Here is a 15430-nt window from a genome sequence, read left to right as displayed (position 1 = left end):
CAAGCCCGCCCCCGAACTCGCAGGCTACGGGGTATACAAACCAATCAGATCAACTCAATAGCCACGGCTGTGGCTTCACCACCGCCGATGCACAGGGACGCAACACCGCGCTTCAGACCTCGCTGCTTCAATGCATTGATCAGCGTGACGAGGATGCGCGAGCCGGAGGAACCAATCGGATGGCCCAGCGCACAGGCGCCGCCGTGTACGTTCACTTTTTCCACTGGCAACTTCAGTTCGTTGATGGCCGCCAGGGTAACGACGGCAAAGGCTTCGTTGATCTCGAATAAATCAACATCGTCCAGCGTCCATCCCGCTTTCTTGAGCACCTTCTCAATGGAGCCGATCGGCGCGATGGTGAATTCGGATGGCAGGCGTGCGTTGGTGGCGTGGGCCACGATGCGGGCCTGCGGGATCAGGCCGCGGGCGTCGGCTTCGGCGGCTGACGCCAGTACCAGCGCGGAAGCACCATCGCTGATCGAGCTGGAGTTGGCGGCGGTGACCGAGCCGTCTTTGGCGAAGGCCGGTTTCAGGTGGGGGATTTTTTCGGGTTTGGCGTTGCCGGGCTGTTCGTCGGTGTCGACTTCGGTGTCGCCGCCACGGCCGGGTACGGTGACCGGTACGATTTCATCCCGGAACCAGCCGTTTTCGATGGCGGCCAGGGATTTTTGCAGTGAGCCGATGGCAAATTCGTCCATGGCCTGGCGGGTGATGTTGAATTTGTCGGCGGTGCGTTGGGCGAATACCCCCATCAGACCGCCTTCGTAGGCGTCTTCCAGGCCGTCCAGAAACATACTGTCCATCACCTGGCCATGGCCCATGCGCATTCCGGCGCGAGCTTTCGGCAGCAGGTACGGTGCCTGGCTCATGTTTTCCATGCCGCCGGCGATCATGAGGTTGTTGGTGCCAGCTTTGATCTGGTCGTGGGCCATGATGACGGCCTGCATTCCGGAACCGCACATTTTGTTGATGGTGGTGCAGCCGGCGCTATCGGGGATGCCGGAGGCGCGGGAGGCCTGGCGCGCCGGTGCCTGGCCCAGACCGCCCGGGAGTACGCAGCCCATGATCACTTCCTGAATGTCCGCCGGTTGCAGGCCGGAGCGTTCGATAGCGGCCTTGATAGAGGTGGCGCCCAATTCAGGTGAACGTACCGAGCTCAGAGAGCCCATCATGCCGCCCATGGGGGTTCGGGCGGAGCCTGCTATTACTACGTCGTTGTTATTCATCGAATCTGGTCTCCATGTTGGGAGTCAGGTTCGATCAGGGGGATGTCTTTCCGAAACACGCTGTAAATACGTCCCTGTACGCTCGTCAAAAGCCATCCATGGCTTTTGACGGTTCCGGAAAGACATCCCCCTGCTCGAACCCCATACGTTGTCATTGCCTTCAAAGCGAATGGGCTTCGGACAAAAGGCGCTTTATCGACCGAGTACAGAACGGGCAATAATTTCCTTCATCACTTCCGAGGTGCCGCCATAAATCCGCTGCACCCGGGCATCAATAAAGTTCCTGGAAATCGGGTACTCCGTGGTGTAGCCATAGCCGCCAAACAGCTGCAAACAGCCATCAGCAACACGACACTGCATCTCGGTAGCGCTGTACTTGGCCATGGACGCCGTGGGGGCATCCAATTTGCCCTCTTCGTATTCCCGAATGCACTGATCCACAAACGCTTTGTTGATTCGGTAATCCGTTTCCATGCGGGCAATTTCGAAACGTGTGTTCTGCAACTGGCTGAGCTTCTGGCCGAACAGCTCACGCTCCTGGGCGTACTGGATGGTCATATCCAGCGAGCCCCGAGCGGCGGCGACGCCAAGAGCGCCGATCACCAGGCGCTCGCGGGGGAGTTCCCGCATCAGGTAAACGAAGCCCTGCCCTTCTTCCCCCAGCAGTGCGGAGGCGGGAAGACGCATATCCGAGAAGAACAGTTCGGAGGTGTCGCCGGAATGCTGGCCGATTTTGTCCAGGTTCCGGCCTTTGCTGAATCCGGGCAACCAGGTGTCTACCAGGAACAGGCTGATGCCTTTGGCACCCGCCTTGGGGTCGGTTTTTGCAGCGACGATGACCATGTCGGCGTGCTGGCCGTTGGTGATGAAGGTTTTGGAGCCGTTGAGGATGTACTCATCGCCGTCCTTTACCGCACTGGTGCGCATGGCCTGCAAATCGCTGCCGGCACCCGGTTCGGTCATGGCGATGGCACCCACCGCCTCGCCTGACACCATCTTTGGCAGCCACTGCTGTTTCTGTTCTTCGTTACCGATGTGGCTTAAATAAGGTGCGACGATGTCGGAATGCACCATCACGTTGGTGGAGAGCGCACCGAAACCGAGGCGGGCCATTTCTTCGCCTACCACTACCGAGTACTGAAAAGGCGCTCCGCAGCCGCCGCAGTCTTCGGGTACGTCTACGCAAAGCATTCCGGCGCTGCCGAGGGTGGTCCAGAGTTCACGGGGCACAATGCCTTCTTTTTCCCAGGCTTCGTAATGGGGGGCCACTTCGGTTTCCAGGGCCTTGATCACGGATTCCCGGAACAGGGCCAGTTCTTCTTTATCGACAGGGCTGGTCATATCAATCACCTGTATTTGTGGTTCGCTTTTGGCGACTCCGGTTTCAGCAGCCCGCTTGTGGCGGGCGCTGTGCTCTTGTTATTACTTTGGCGCCATGCGCAGGGCACAATCAAGCCGAATGACTTCACCATTCAGGATCGGGTTGCGCACCATCTGGTCCACCATCATGCCAAATTCTTCGGGCTTGCCCAGCCGTTTCGGGAACGGCAAGGTGGCTGCCAGGCTGTCCTGCACTTCCTGCGGCATACCCGCCAGCATTGGCGTCATGAACAGGCCCGGTGCAATGGTGTTCACCCGTATCCCTTCACGGGCCAGCTCGCGGGCGGCCTGCAGGGTGAGCGACACCACCCCGCCTTTGGAGGCACTGTAAGCAGCCTGGCCAATCTGGCCTTCATAGGCCGCGACCGACGCAGTATTAATAATCACCCCGCGCTCGCCATCGGCATTGGGTTCGCGCTTTGCCATATCCGCGGCGGCGAGGCGAAGGATATTAAACGTGCCGATCAGGTTTACCTGGACCACTTTACTGAAGCTGTCCAATGGCATGACGCCCTCGCGGCCGAGAATTTTCGCCGCAGGGGCAATACCGGCGCAGCTAACGGCGACGCCACAAGGGCCATGGGCCTCCCGGGCCGCAGCAAATGCCGCCTCGGCACTGTCGGCGGAGGTTACGTCGCAGTGCAGGAAAATCCCCCCAAGCTCGGCTGCAACCTTCTCACCTTGCTCCTGATTTACATCGAGAATCGCGACCTTACAGCCTGCCGAGGCCAGCGCACGTGCGGCGCCCTCACCCAGACCGGAGGCGCCGCCTGTTACAATTGCCGACACATTCTGGAATTCCATCGGGTACTCCCTATTAACAGTGATCGATGTTGGATCCGCAGGTCATCATCCGGACCACGAAAACACTTTACGTTTACGTAAACTTTAACTAACCTTGACGAAAAAAGGAAATCCGTCATGAGCGAAAAACAGACTTTCAGCATCAGCGACCTTTCCCAGGAGTTCGATGTCACCACCCGGAGCATCCGGTTCTATGAAGATCAGGGGCTGCTTAAGCCCACCCGGCGCGGGCAAACCCGGATCTTCACCACCAAAGACCGCGTCCGGCTGAAACTGATTCTCCGGGGTAAGCGCATGGGCTTCTCCCTTGCGGAAACCAAAGAACTGTTTGACCTCTGGGACGAGACGCTGACCGGCAACGAAAAGCAGCTACTGAAAATGCTGGAAATCCTGAGTGCCAGGCGGGAACAGCTGGAGCAGCAGAAAAACGACATTGCCCAGGCCGAAATGGAAATGGACACCGCCGAGGCCCGATGCCGGGAAGCCCTGGCCGAGCTGCAGGAGGAAAAGGAAGAACAGGGCCTGTCAACGAACTTCGAAGGAGCCGTTGTCAGCCGATAGCGCCGACAACCAACAGATACCCGACGTTAAAAACAAAAAGGTAGCAAACGATGAAATCACAGTACTCAGGGCTCAATTTCGGCCTCGGCGAGACCCTGGATATGCTCCGGGAACAAGTGAACAACTTCGCCGCCACCGAAATCGCCCCCCGGGCTGAGGAAATCGACAAAAACAACGAATTCCCCATGGACCTGTGGCGCAAACTGGGCGACATGGGCCTGCTGGGCATTACCGTCAGCGAAGAGTACGGCGGTTCCGACATGGGCTACCTGGCCCACGTGATCGCCATGGAAGAAATCAGCCGCGCCTCCGCCTCCGTTGGCCTCTCCTACGGTGCCCATTCGAATCTGTGCGTTAACCAGATCCACCGCAACGGCACCGAAGACCAGAAACAGAAATACCTGCCCAAACTCGTCAGCGGCGAACACATCGGCGCCCTGGCCATGTCTGAGCCCAACGCCGGCTCCGACGTGATCTCCATGAAGCTCCACGCCCGCGACGAAGGCGACCACTACGTGCTTAACGGCAACAAAATGTGGATCACCAACGGCCCAGACGCGCACACCTACGTCATCTACGCCAAAACTGACACCCAGGCCGGTTCCAAAGGCGTCACCGCCTTTATCGTAGAACGCGACTACCCCGGCTTCAGCCGCCACCAGAAACTCGACAAACTCGGAATGCGCGGCTCTAACACCTGCGAACTGGTGTTCCAGGACTGCAAAGTCCCCAAAGAAAACGTCCTCGGCGGCGTGGGCAACGGTGCCAAAGTGCTGATGAGCGGCCTCGACTACGAACGCCTCGTCCTCTCCGGCGGCCCGCTCGGCATCATGCAGGCGGCCATGGACGTGACCGTGCCCTACATCCGTGAGCGCAAACAATTCGGCCAGGCCATCGGTGAATTCGAACTGGTACAGGGCAAGGTTGCCGATATGTACACCTGGATGAACACGGCCAAGTCGTACGTCTACATGGTGGCCATGTCCGCCGACCGCGGCGCGGAAACCACCCGCAAAGACGCCGCCGGCGCCATCCTCTACTCCGCCGAAATGGCCACCAAACTGGCCCTGGACGCCATCCAGCTGCTGGGCGGCAACGGCTACATCAACGAATACCCGACCGGCCGCCTGCTGCGGGACGCGAAACTCTACGAAATCGGCGCTGGAACGTCTGAAATCCGACGGATGCTGATCGGTCGCGAGCTGTTCCTGAACAAGTAACGAAGCGCGGACTCCAGCTCCCAATGTACGACAAGGGGCTGGAGGGGGAGCCTTCCGAAAATGTCGGAGGCCATGGATGGCCGGAGAGAAGCGCACATGGGTGAGGCAAGCGTTTATGAAGCGGAGCTTCATGCGCAGCCGAACGACAGCAATCTACGATTGCTGGCCGGACCCCGCAAGGGGTGCTCGTAGCGGTTTTCGGAACGACACCCCTCCAGGCCCGTGCCCCAACCCGAGGGACCACGGAACATGACGATACTCCAAAGCAAAATTAACCCAAGGTCCGACGAATTCCAGGCCAACCACCAGGCCATGCAACAAGCCGTCGCCGACCTCCGGGAAAAAGTAGAAACCATCCAGCAGGGCGGCGGGCCCGACTACCAGAAGCGCCACACCGACCGAGGTAAACTCCTGCCCCGCGAGCGCATCAACACCCTCATCGACGAAGGCTCCCCCTTCCTCGAAATCGGCCAGTTCGCCGCCTACAACGTGTACAAAGAAGAAGTGCCTGCCGCTGGCGTTGTTGCCGGCATCGGCCGCGTCTCCGGCACCGAATGCATGATCATCGCCAACGACGCCACCGTTAAAGGCGGCACCTACTTCCCGCTGACCGTGAAAAAACACCTGCGGGCCCAGGAAATCGCCATGGCCAACCGCCTACCCTGCATCTACCTGGTGGATTCCGGCGGCGCCAACCTGCCCCAGCAAGACGAAGTCTTCCCGGACCGGGACCACTTCGGCCGCATCTTCTACAACCAGGCCCGCATGAGCGCAGACGACATTCCCCAGATCGCCGTCGTCATGGGCCTGTGTACCGCCGGGGGCGCCTACGTACCCGCCATGGCCGACGAATCCATCATCGTCCGCAACCAGGGCACCATCTTCCTGGCCGGCCCGCCACTGGTGAAAGCCGCCACCGGGGAAGTGGTGACGGCTGAAGACCTGGGCGGCGCCGACGTACATTGCAAAATTTCCGGCGTCGCCGACCATTACGCCGAAAACGACGCCCACGGCCTGGCCATCGCCCGGCGCTGCGTCGCCAACCTCAATCGCCGCAAACCCGTGCCGGTGGAAGTCCAGAAGCCCCGCGCCCCGCTGTACGATCAGGAAGAAATCTACGGCATCGTCGGCACCGATCTGCGCAAGCAGTTTGACGCCCGCGACGTCATCGCCCGCATCGTTGACGGCTCCGAATTCGACGAATTCAAGCGTTACTACGGCTCCACCCTGGTGACCGGGTTCGCCCACATCCACGGCTACCCCGTGGGCATCATCGCCAACAACGGCATCCTGTTCAGCGAGTCCGCCCAGAAGGGCGCGCACTTTATTGAACTGTGTTGCCAACGCAACATACCGCTGCTGTTCCTGCAGAACATCACCGGCTTCATGGTGGGCCAGAAGTACGAAGCCGAGGGCATCGCCAAACACGGCGCCAAAATGGTCATGGCCGTGGCCTGTGCCAACGTGCCCAAGATTACCGTTCTGATTGGCGGTAGCTACGGTGCCGGCAACTACGGAATGTGTGGCCGAGCCTACAGCCCGGACTTCCTGTGGATGTGGCCCAATGCACGCATCTCCGTGATGGGCGGCGAACAGGCCGCCGGCGTACTGGCGCAGGTGCGCCGGGAAGGCCTGGAGCGAAAAGGCCAGAGCTGGAGCGCCGAGGAAGAAGCCGAGTTCAAGAAGCCCATTACCGAAACCTACGAACACCAGGGCCACCCGTACTACGCCAGCGCCCGTCTGTGGGATGACGGCGTGATCGACCCGGCCCAGACCCGGGAAGTCGTTGCCCTGAGCCTGTCTGCCACCCTCAACCGGCCCGCCAAGCCTACGCGCTTCGGCGTGTTCCGAATGTAAAGGAGCGCAGCCATGTCACAGCAAGACACCGCGGTTCTGCTGCACCAACGGGACGATGGCGTCTCGGAAGTGGTGCTGAACCGCCCGGACAAACGCAACGCTTTCGACGACGTGATCATCCAGCAACTGATTCAGGCGCTGGAGCACGTGGACCGGGATGAGCAAACGCAGATTGTCATCCTCCGGTCTGAAGGCAAACACTTTTCGGCAGGCGCCGACCTGGGCTGGATGCGCCGCATGGCGGACAACACCCGCCAGGAAAATCTGGACGACTCCCGGGAACTGGCCCGGCTGATGAGCACCCTGAACCACCTGTCCAAACCCGTGATTGGTCTGGTGCAGGGCGCGGCCTTCGGCGGCGCGGTCGGCCTTGCAGCCTGCTGCGACATCGTGCTGGCCACCGAAAAAACCAGCTTCTGCCTGAGCGAGGTCAAACTCGGCCTGATTCCGGCCGTGATCAGCCCCTACGTGGTGCGAGCCATCGGCGAACGCCAGGCCCGGCGCTATTTCCTCTCGGCCGAGGTCTTCAGTGCTCAGGAGGCGCAGCAATACGGCCTGGTTCACCTGATGTGCGAAGACGAACAGGCCATGCACCGGCGCTGCAACGAATTGCAGCAACAGCTGGCACTGAACGGGCCCGAAGCCATGAAAGCGGCGAAGGATCTGATCTTTGCGGTCAGCCACAAGACCATTACCGCCGAGGTGATTGACGATACCGCGCAGCGCATCGCCGACATTCGCGTTGGTGACGAAGGTCAGGAGGGGCTCAGCGCCTTCCTGAACAAACGAAAAGCAGCCTGGGTGCCGGGAGACAACTCATAATGTTCAATAAAATACTCATCGCCAACCGGGGCGAAATCGCCTGCCGGATCATCCAGACGGCCCATCGAATGGGCATCCGCTGCGTGGCGGTCTATTCCGAAGCCGACGCCAACGCCCGGCACGTGGCCATGGCCGACGAGGCCTTCTACATCGGCCCCGCCCCCAGCTCCGAAAGCTACCTGCGGGCCGACAAGATTATCGAGATCGCCAGAGAAAGCGGTGCCCAGGCCGTCCATCCGGGGTACGGCTTTCTGTCTGAGAACACCGACTTTGCCGAAGCCTGCGAAGCCAACGGCATTGTCTTCATCGGCCCACCCTCGTCGGCCATTGCCGCCATGGGCTCCAAATCCGCGGCAAAAGCGATTATGGAAAAAGCCGGCGTGCCCCTGGTACCCGGCTACCACGGAAAAGACCAGTCACCGGATCTGCTGCGCGCCGAAGCCGAGAAATGCGGCTTCCCGCTACTGCTGAAAGCCGTGGCCGGTGGCGGTGGTAAAGGCATGCGGGTGGTCGAAAACATGGCCGAATTCGACGATGCCCTGGCCGCGGCCCAACGCGAGGCAAAGAACGCCTTCGGCAACCCGGATATGCTCATCGAGCGCTACCTGACCCAGCCACGCCATGTGGAAATCCAGGTGTTCTGTGACCAGTCCGGCAACGGCATCTATCTGGCCGAGCGGGACTGTTCCGTGCAACGCCGGCACCAGAAAGTGCTGGAAGAAGCGCCCGCCCCCGGCCTCCGCGAAGCCACCCGCAAAGCCATGGGCGAAGCCGCCGTGCGGGCGGCCCAGGCCATCCATTACGTGGGGGCCGGCACCGTGGAGTTTCTCTACGACGTGGACGGCTCCTTCTTCTTCATGGAAATGAACACCCGCCTGCAGGTGGAGCACCCGGTCACGGAAATGGTCACCGGCCAGGATCTGGTGGAGTGGCAACTGAAAGTGGCCTGGGGCGAGCCCCTGCCGCTGACCCAGGACCAGGTAAAAACCCGGGGCCACGCCATCGAAGCGCGCATTTACGCCGAAGACCCGGACCAGGATTTCCTGCCGGCCACCGGCACCCTGCGTTACCTGAGCACTCCGGATGAATCTGCCCACGTGCGGGTAGACACCGGCGTGACCGAAGGCGATGAAATCAGCATCCACTACGACCCGATGATCGCCAAACTGATTGTCTGGGACGACACCCGCGAACAGGCGGTCAACCGCATGGTTCAGGCTTTGGAGCACTACCGCATCGCCGGGCTGAAAACCAACATCCGGTTCCTGCACGCGGCGGTGGATGCCCAGCCATTTCGGGAAGCCGAGCTGACCACGAATTTTATTGCCACCCATAACGACCTGCTGTTTCCGAAATCGAGACTGGATCTGGACAAAGCACTGGTTTTGGCGGCCGGTTTTATCCTCGAACAACGCAAATCGGCCGAACCGGTCACCGCAGACCCCTGGTCGCCGTTCGGCCGCAAGAACAGCTGGCGCATGAACTCCGAATACGCCCAGCCTCTCACCCTTCAGGTGGACGACGACAAACACGAACTCAAGATCCTGGAACGGGATGACCGCTACCAGGTGTTTGTGGGCGGCAGCGTGTACCACCTGAACGCGAAATTAAACGACGATTTCCTGCAGGCGGTGATCAACGGCCACCGGCTAAGCGTGCACGGCAACCTGTACAACGAGGAACTGGTAATCTTTTACGAGGGTGACACCTTCAGGTGCATCGTGTACCGAGAGACCTACGGGCTTGAAGAAATGGCCAGCGAAGGCAGCCTGGCGGCGCCCATGAACGGCTCTGTGGTGGCCATTCAGGCCAAACCGGGCGACAAAGTTACGGCGGGCCAGACGCTGGTAATCATGGAAGCCATGAAGATGGAACACGCCATCAAGGCACCGGCCGATGGCGTGGTATCCGAGATTTTCTACGCCGAGGGTGATCAGGTGGCCGAGGGTGCGGAACTGATCGCCATCGACACCGGGGAGGCAGAATAATGGCCTTTCCAAAGCAGGTTCGGTTGGTGGAAATGAGCCCCCGGGACGGGCTTCAGAATGAGCCCGGTGAGGTTATCGCCACCGCCGTCAAAACCGGGCTGATCGACCGCCTGGCCGATTGCGGTCTCAGCCACATCGAGGCCGCCAGCTTCGTATCCCCAAAATGGGTGCCGCAAATGGGCGACGCGGCCGCAGTGATGGCCGGCATCGCCCGTAAACCCGGCGTTCGCTACTCGGCCCTCACCCCGAACCTGAAAGGGTTCGAGGGCGCTCTGGCCGCCGGGGCAGATGAAGTGGCAGTGTTCGGCGCGGCATCGGAGTCTTTCACCAAAAAGAACATCAATTGCACGATTGCCGAAAGCCTGGAACGCTTTGCGCCGGTGGTCGAAGAAGCCCGCAAACACGGCATTCCGGTGCGCGGATACGTGTCCACAGTGATGGGCTGCCCCTACGAGGGCGATATCGAACCGGCACAGGTGGCCACCGTGGCCAGGGCCCTGTACGACATGGGCTGCCAAGAGATTTCCCTGGGCGACACCATCGGGGTGGGCACACCGTTGAAAGCCAAAAGAATGCTGGAGGCGGTGGCCGCCCATGTCCCAATAGCCAAACTGGCAGCACACTTCCACGACACCTACGGTCAGGCCCTGGCCAACCTTTATGCGGTTCTGGAAGAGGGTGTCAGCGTGATCGATGCCTCCGTGGCCGGTCTGGGCGGCTGCCCCTACGCTAACGGTGCTTCCGGCAACGTCGCCACCGAAGACGTGCTATACCTGCTTAACGGCCTGGATATCCAAACCGGTGTGGATCTGGATCGACTCGTGACAACCGGTGAATGGATCTGCGCCCAACTGCAACGTCACAGCGGCTCTAAAGTGGGCCAGGCATTGAGAGGTACGAGCCAATAGCTTTCGGGCTCCAAACACCAGGAGCCCTCGCAGCCGCGACCTAAGCCTTGCCCATTGGCCCCTGCCGGAATGGCTCGCCCTCTTCGTTCTGCAACTGGTAGTCGTAAGCCGCCTGAAGCCCGGTATCTTCCTCTTCCACCGCCTCTGGCTCCTGATCCAGGTAGCGCGGGTAGAAAGGAGAAAACATCGCGACCACAATCCCGATGGCACAGAAGGCCCCGAAAGCATTGGCATAGCCCGTTTGCCCCACTAACAAACCCACAACTGGCGAACCGGCCGCCTGCCCCAGCGACACCGCCATGAACGGAAGCACCGGTCCAAAAGACAGCCGCCCTGGCAACAACCGTATGCCCGTCATCAGATACAGCCCAGTGAGGCTCATGTAACTCAAACCGAAAACCAGCGCCGAGAACGCTGAGAGTGGCAGGTTGTTCGGGCTCGCTGCCAGCAAAGCCAGGCTGGCCGACAGCATCATCAACATCAGGGCCTGGGTGATCGGCGGGTTGTTACGGTCGGCCAAATCTGCGACTACGGCGCCACCGAGGCCTGCAATACCAACCCCTAGCCACAACCAGGCGGTAGAATCGGAACTCATCTCCCCGAGACTCACTACCAGATCCGGCGCAAAAATCCAGTAAGCGGCGGAAATGAACCCCATCATAAAGGCGAAGATGGCCAGCCGCAGCAAACGCCACCACTGTTGAGCGGTGATGGATGGTGGCGGAGCCGCATTCGCCGGCATGACCCGGGAGACCGAAGGAATAAAGAACCAGGTGGCAGCCACACCCAGCAAGGCAATTACCGCGAAAGATGCGTAAGCGTAACGCCAGGCCCCGGCCAGAAACAGAACTGTAGGTACGGCAATCACCACGCCCACACTGGTACCGGCATTCATCACCGAGCTGACCCGACCATGCATGGACCGGCGAACCAGCGCCTGCATGGCTGCTGTCAGCGCCGGCATCATCAAACCCGTACAAATGCCACAGGCCACTACACCCACGCCAAGAGACATCGCGCCAGTGGCCTGACTGATCAACGCCAACCCCACAACGCCGAACACCCCCGAAATCATCGCCGTATTGCGGGCCCCCAATCGATCCGCAGACCAGGGCGCCACCAACGATGCCAGGGCAAAACTGATCAATGGCAGAGCACCAATGATACCGATCACATCGGGGGTTAAAGACAGATCGGCCCGAATGGGCGGAACGAACAAACCGAACGCGAAGCGCGCCAGGCCGAAGCTGATCGCAATCAACCCGGCGCCCAATAAAGCGAACGCTGTGCTGGAGGGAAACTTCATCTGGGGCTGCCCTATTCGCTTTGCTATAGGGCACAGCGTAGACAGCAACGCGCAATGCAGCAAACCGATCTACAAGATGATTTCCCTTCCTGTCTACAGGAGCTTCCGCTCAATCGTCGTGACTACGCAGTATGCAGCCATGGCGCGTAACTCAGCCCCACCAGCACCCCCTCGGGGCTCATGAACCTTGCAACGGTCTGCCCCCAGGGTTCGGTGCGGGCATCGTGAACAAACACCTGTCCGCTCGCTTTCATTTCGTGCACAGCCGCCTCAACCGCAGCGGCATCCGCCAACTCAAACTCAATCGTGGCCGTAGGCTCAGGCACAGTCTCGGGCCATTCGTCTTGCCCGAAACAGGATTGCGCGGCCATTGACAGTGGCCACACACCGAAGTGATTCGCTCCGGGAAAGCGGTCCATGAAACGATAATCTTCCATCGCCTCCAGCGGCAGCCCCAACACTCGTTGGTACAAATGCGCGCTGGCCTCGGGATCTTTGGTGATCGTTGCGAATCCTGCAATGCACTTGATGTCCATTCTTGCCTCCCTGGATGATCAAGACCCGGTGCCCCTGGGTTACACCGGAATGATGCGGTATCCGCCTGCCCGCAACTGATCACGAAGATAGCTGATGTGCGCAGGACTGACTTCACAACAGCCGCCTACCACCGTTGCGCCCTTACTCACCCAGTCCATAACTTGCGCCGCATACTGCTCTTCGCCCATATCCTTCCGCTCCGACAACAGATTAACCGTACCTCCAGGCTTCAGAGCCGTTATCGAGGTAAACGCATTGCCATAGCCCCCGAAAGGCATTTCCAGTTCCATTAAGGATTCAAGGCCCTTTCCAATTATTTCAGGGAACGAGCAATTAAACAGCAAGGCACCCAAAACATAGGGTTTCAATGCGCTCAGTGCTTCCTCAATCGATTCCCCGGACCGCAACTGGTTCGGGGTTGTGTCTGAGAGCGTCAAACCCAGCCAAACCGGTTTGCCGCTTGGCAGCGCCGCTTCAACTGCGGCTTTGGCTTCCTTGATGCTGGCAATGGTCTCAATCAGGAACAGATCCACCCCCGGGTTTTGAATGGCGACGATTTGCTCATATTCCTGTTTCAACTCTGAAAAACCACGCTCGTCGACGATGTAGCTCGCCGTTAAAGGGGGAAGACACCCGGCAATTGACACATCCCCAGCGGTCAGCCCCAGCTCGCTTCTTGCACTGGCTGCTGTCTGTAAGGCCTGCAACTGCAGCTTTTCGAACAGCTCAACCTGGCTGTCGCGGGCCAGACGGGTGGGGGTACAGGCGTAACTGTTGACGGTGATAATGCTCGCCCCTGCCCTGATAAAATCCTGATGCACGGCTTTCACAATGTCAGGGTTGTCCATCATGACTTTGGCTGACCATAGCGGACTGGCCGGTTTTCCGGCACGTTTGTAGATTTCCTGGCCAACACCGCCATCTAAAAGAAATATATTATTCATAACATAACCACTTGCCAGTCATAATTAGACTAGGAACACGCTCACAGATTACCTGCCTTCTGCGCATTACTCCGCCGCCCGAACATTAGCGCGTCTGCTAAAGCAGGGGAAGTGCCGAAAGAATTTGTAACTCCTGGCCAAATGCTGTCTCTCGCTGGTTTGGCGAGGGTGATTGCTGCGATACTTGGGTTTTCTTCACCTTTGAGAGGATCTTTCATGCACGCGCCTTTCTGGCTGACCACGGCTTTGCTGTTTCCGGTACTGCTTTACCAGGGCAAGCGTGCCCGGCGAGTAACGCCGCGTTTGCCGGAAGCCATCGGAGAGTGCTTTGGCCAGTATGGAGAGGGTGCGCCCACTTTCCGGCTGCTAGTGCTTGGGGAATCTACGGCAGCCGGCGTGGGTGTCGAACGCCATTCCGAGGGGCTGGCGAGCCAGCTGGCGCTGAGGCTGCATCAGCGGTCGGGGCTTTGCGTGAGTTGGCATACCATTGGCGTGAATGGCATCCGGCTGGGTGAGTTGCTCAAAACGCTGGATAAAAAAAATTTGCCAGCGGCAGACGCCGTTTTGTTGAGCATGGGCGTTAACGACACCACCGGCTTTACGCCCCGCGGCCGTTTTCGCCGGCAACTTGCTGCACTGCGTGACATGACAACGCCCCGGTATCCGGCCCCCATTACGCTGCTGAGCATCCCGCCCATGGAGAAGTTCTCTGCCCTGCCCTCGCCGCTACGCCAGATGATGGGGTGGCGGGCCCGGCAGCTGGACCGGGTGTATCAGGCACTGGCCAGCCGAAAGCCGGAGCATTTTCGTTACCTCGATTATCCCATCGTAGCAGACCCTGCCCTGCTGGCCCGGGACGGCTACCACCCCAGTGCCAAGGGGTACAGCACCATTGCGCAGGCACTGTCAGAGCAGGACTGGGCGCTGTCATCGCCGTTGCAGCGTTACTCCGGTTTATAGAGCCGCAGGATGCTGGAAAAATCCAACTCTCCGTTGCCCTGCCCGGCGTGCAACTGGAACAGGTTCCGGGCCAGGGAGCCCATGGGAATCGACGCCTGATTGGTTACCGCGTTGTCGAAAGCCAGCCCCAGATCCTTTGCCATCAGGTTAACCAGGAAGCCGCCCTGGTAATCCCGGGAAGCGGGCGCGCCTTCCATCACTCCGGGCCAGGGGTTGTAGACATTCAGCGCCCAGTTACCGCCGGAACTCTGCTTCATGATCTCTGAAAGTACCGCTGGGTCCAGGCCGTTTTTGGCACCCAGCGCCAGGGCCTCGCTGGTGCCCGCCATCAGAATCGCCAGCAGCATATTATTACAGATCTTTGCTACCTGCCCGGCGCCGTGGGGGCCGGCGTGGAAGATATTCTTACCCATACCTTCCAGAATGGGCTTGGCTTTCTCGAAGGTACTCGCGTCGCCGCCACAGATGAAGGTGAGCGTGCCGGCTTTGGCACCACCCACACCGCCGGAGACCGGGGCATCGACAAACGCCAGTCCTCTTTCCGTTGCTAGTCCGGCGACGTTCCGGGCCGTTTCCGGTGCAATCGTGGATGAATCAATCACTAACGTACCGGCTGGCAGCGCTGAAATCAGTCCGTCTTCGCCCAGATACACCGCTTCCACATGCTTGCCAGCCGGCAGCATGGTAATCACACACTCAGCACCTTCAGCCGCGGCTTTGCCGGAATCCGCCGTGCGGGCACCTTCGGCAACCAGCGCCTCAACCGCCGGTTTGGACAAATCAAACACCGTGACGTCGTGGCCGGCCTTGACCAGATTGGTCGCCATGGGGGCGCCCATATTGCCAAGGCCAATAAAGGTAATTTTCGCCATCTTGCTTCTCCTTGTTGTTGTTCGGGCCGTCGCTGTCTGCGCGCG

At 59.9% G+C, this 15430-nt stretch carries 14 protein-coding genes; 7 read left to right on the top strand and 7 right to left on the bottom strand.

The genetic code is table 11. The annotated features are described in order from the left end of the window. Positions 1-44: 44 nt before the first annotated feature. The 3 genes from ACP2AU_RS16040 to ACP2AU_RS16030 all read right to left on the bottom strand — a co-directional run bounded on the left by ACP2AU_RS16040 (position 45) and on the right by ACP2AU_RS16030 (position 3410). Positions 45-1226, bottom strand: coding sequence for a thiolase family protein (locus ACP2AU_RS16040; RefSeq protein ID WP_426377229.1), 1182 nt, complete (start codon positions 1224-1226; stop codon positions 45-47). A 192-nt stretch (positions 1227-1418) separates the two neighbouring features. Beyond that, positions 1419-2567 carry an acyl-CoA dehydrogenase family protein gene (locus ACP2AU_RS16035; RefSeq protein ID WP_426377228.1) on the bottom strand — a complete coding sequence of 383 codons (1149 nt, stop codon included), beginning with the start codon at positions 2565-2567 and terminating at the stop codon, positions 1419-1421. Positions 2568-2648: 81 nt separating this feature from the next. Further along, a complete protein-coding gene (locus ACP2AU_RS16030) occupies positions 2649-3410 on the bottom strand; it encodes an SDR family NAD(P)-dependent oxidoreductase (RefSeq protein WP_426377227.1) in 762 nt (253 codons plus the stop codon). A 117-nt stretch (positions 3411-3527) separates the two neighbouring features. Here ACP2AU_RS16030 and ACP2AU_RS16025 point away from each other — a divergent pair, with 117 nt between their 5' ends. From ACP2AU_RS16025 to ACP2AU_RS16000, 6 genes are all read left to right on the top strand, one after another. Continuing rightward, positions 3528-3971: a MerR family transcriptional regulator gene (locus tag ACP2AU_RS16025; RefSeq protein ID WP_426377226.1), complete on the top strand. Its 444-nt coding sequence runs from the start codon at positions 3528-3530 to the stop codon at positions 3969-3971. A 50-nt stretch (positions 3972-4021) separates the two neighbouring features. Further along, positions 4022-5191, top strand: a complete 1170-nt coding sequence (locus tag ACP2AU_RS16020; RefSeq protein WP_426377225.1) for an isovaleryl-CoA dehydrogenase — start codon at positions 4022-4024, stop codon at positions 5189-5191. 249 nt (positions 5192-5440) lie between these two features. Beyond that, positions 5441-7048, top strand: coding sequence for a carboxyl transferase domain-containing protein (locus ACP2AU_RS16015; RefSeq protein WP_426377224.1), 1608 nt, complete (start codon positions 5441-5443; stop codon positions 7046-7048). Between the two features lie 12 nt (positions 7049-7060). Beyond that, positions 7061-7870, top strand: a complete 810-nt coding sequence (locus tag ACP2AU_RS16010) for an enoyl-CoA hydratase-related protein (protein ID WP_426377223.1) — start codon at positions 7061-7063, stop codon at positions 7868-7870. Further along, positions 7870-9858 carry an acetyl/propionyl/methylcrotonyl-CoA carboxylase subunit alpha gene (locus ACP2AU_RS16005; RefSeq protein ID WP_426377222.1) on the top strand — a complete coding sequence of 663 codons (1989 nt, stop codon included), beginning with the start codon at positions 7870-7872 and terminating at the stop codon, positions 9856-9858. The genes ACP2AU_RS16010 and ACP2AU_RS16005 overlap by 1 nt, the downstream gene beginning before the upstream one ends. Then, positions 9858-10766 carry a hydroxymethylglutaryl-CoA lyase gene (locus ACP2AU_RS16000; RefSeq protein ID WP_426377221.1) on the top strand — a complete coding sequence of 303 codons (909 nt, stop codon included), beginning with the start codon at positions 9858-9860 and terminating at the stop codon, positions 10764-10766. The genes ACP2AU_RS16005 and ACP2AU_RS16000 overlap by 1 nt, the downstream gene beginning before the upstream one ends. 40 nt (positions 10767-10806) lie before the next feature. On the opposite strand, the gene ACP2AU_RS15995 is transcribed toward ACP2AU_RS16000, so the two are convergent. The 3 genes from ACP2AU_RS15995 to ACP2AU_RS15985 all read right to left on the bottom strand — a co-directional run bounded on the left by ACP2AU_RS15995 (position 10807) and on the right by ACP2AU_RS15985 (position 13553). Continuing rightward, positions 10807-12072, bottom strand: a complete 1266-nt coding sequence (locus ACP2AU_RS15995; protein WP_426377220.1) for a CynX/NimT family MFS transporter — start codon at positions 12070-12072, stop codon at positions 10807-10809. 122 nt (positions 12073-12194) lie between these two features. Next, positions 12195-12608: a VOC family protein gene (locus tag ACP2AU_RS15990; protein ID WP_426377219.1), complete on the bottom strand. Its 414-nt coding sequence runs from the start codon at positions 12606-12608 to the stop codon at positions 12195-12197. Between the two features lie 39 nt (positions 12609-12647). Then, entirely contained in the window at positions 12648-13553 is a 906-nt protein-coding gene (locus ACP2AU_RS15985) for a homocysteine S-methyltransferase family protein (protein WP_426377218.1), read from the bottom strand. 216 nt (positions 13554-13769) lie between these two features. Between ACP2AU_RS15985 and ACP2AU_RS15980 the strand changes: the two genes are divergently transcribed. Next, entirely contained in the window at positions 13770-14513 is a 744-nt protein-coding gene (locus ACP2AU_RS15980) for an SGNH/GDSL hydrolase family protein (RefSeq protein ID WP_426377217.1), read from the top strand. Here the strand turns inward: ACP2AU_RS15980 and mmsB are convergent. After that, positions 14498-15385, bottom strand: coding sequence for a 3-hydroxyisobutyrate dehydrogenase (gene mmsB / locus ACP2AU_RS15975; protein ID WP_426377216.1), 888 nt, complete (start codon positions 15383-15385; stop codon positions 14498-14500). The two genes, ACP2AU_RS15980 and mmsB, sit on opposite strands and share 16 nt — an antisense overlap. Positions 15386-15430: the final 45 nt, after the last annotated feature.

Origin of the sequence: Marinobacter sp. VGCF2001, assembly GCF_049943275.1 — a bacterium.
Taxonomy (GTDB): Bacteria; Pseudomonadota; Gammaproteobacteria; order Pseudomonadales; family Oleiphilaceae; genus Marinobacter.
The sequence above is the reverse complement of the archived record's forward strand: the minus strand, read 5'-3'. Positions and strand labels throughout refer to the sequence as shown.

What these genes read in the sequence shown, in the direction of transcription:
- ACP2AU_RS15990 (WP_426377219.1), bottom strand. Translation starts at nt 12,608, where the DNA reads ATGGACATCAAGTGCATTGCAGGATTCGCAACGATCACCAAAGATCCC.
- ACP2AU_RS16020 (WP_426377225.1), top strand. Translation starts at nt 4,022, where the DNA reads ATGAAATCACAGTACTCAGGGCTCAATTTCGGCCTCGGCGAGACCCTG.
- ACP2AU_RS16025 (WP_426377226.1), top strand. Translation starts at nt 3,528, where the DNA reads ATGAGCGAAAAACAGACTTTCAGCATCAGCGACCTTTCCCAGGAGTTC.
- ACP2AU_RS16010 (WP_426377223.1), top strand. Translation starts at nt 7,061, where the DNA reads ATGTCACAGCAAGACACCGCGGTTCTGCTGCACCAACGGGACGATGGC.
- ACP2AU_RS16015 (WP_426377224.1), top strand. Translation starts at nt 5,441, where the DNA reads ATGACGATACTCCAAAGCAAAATTAACCCAAGGTCCGACGAATTCCAG.
- ACP2AU_RS15995 (WP_426377220.1), bottom strand. Translation starts at nt 12,072, where the DNA reads ATGAAGTTTCCCTCCAGCACAGCGTTCGCTTTATTGGGCGCCGGGTTG.
- ACP2AU_RS16005 (WP_426377222.1), top strand. Translation starts at nt 7,870, where the DNA reads ATGTTCAATAAAATACTCATCGCCAACCGGGGCGAAATCGCCTGCCGG.
- ACP2AU_RS16035 (WP_426377228.1), bottom strand. Translation starts at nt 2,567, where the DNA reads ATGACCAGCCCTGTCGATAAAGAAGAACTGGCCCTGTTCCGGGAATCC.
- ACP2AU_RS16030 (WP_426377227.1), bottom strand. Translation starts at nt 3,410, where the DNA reads ATGGAATTCCAGAATGTGTCGGCAATTGTAACAGGCGGCGCCTCCGGT.
- ACP2AU_RS15980 (WP_426377217.1), top strand. Translation starts at nt 13,770, where the DNA reads ATGCACGCGCCTTTCTGGCTGACCACGGCTTTGCTGTTTCCGGTACTG.
- mmsB (WP_426377216.1), bottom strand. Translation starts at nt 15,385, where the DNA reads ATGGCGAAAATTACCTTTATTGGCCTTGGCAATATGGGCGCCCCCATG.
- ACP2AU_RS16040 (WP_426377229.1), bottom strand. Translation starts at nt 1,226, where the DNA reads ATGAATAACAACGACGTAGTAATAGCAGGCTCCGCCCGAACCCCCATG.
- ACP2AU_RS16000 (WP_426377221.1), top strand. Translation starts at nt 9,858, where the DNA reads ATGGCCTTTCCAAAGCAGGTTCGGTTGGTGGAAATGAGCCCCCGGGAC.
- ACP2AU_RS15985 (WP_426377218.1), bottom strand. Translation starts at nt 13,553, where the DNA reads ATGAATAATATATTTCTTTTAGATGGCGGTGTTGGCCAGGAAATCTAC.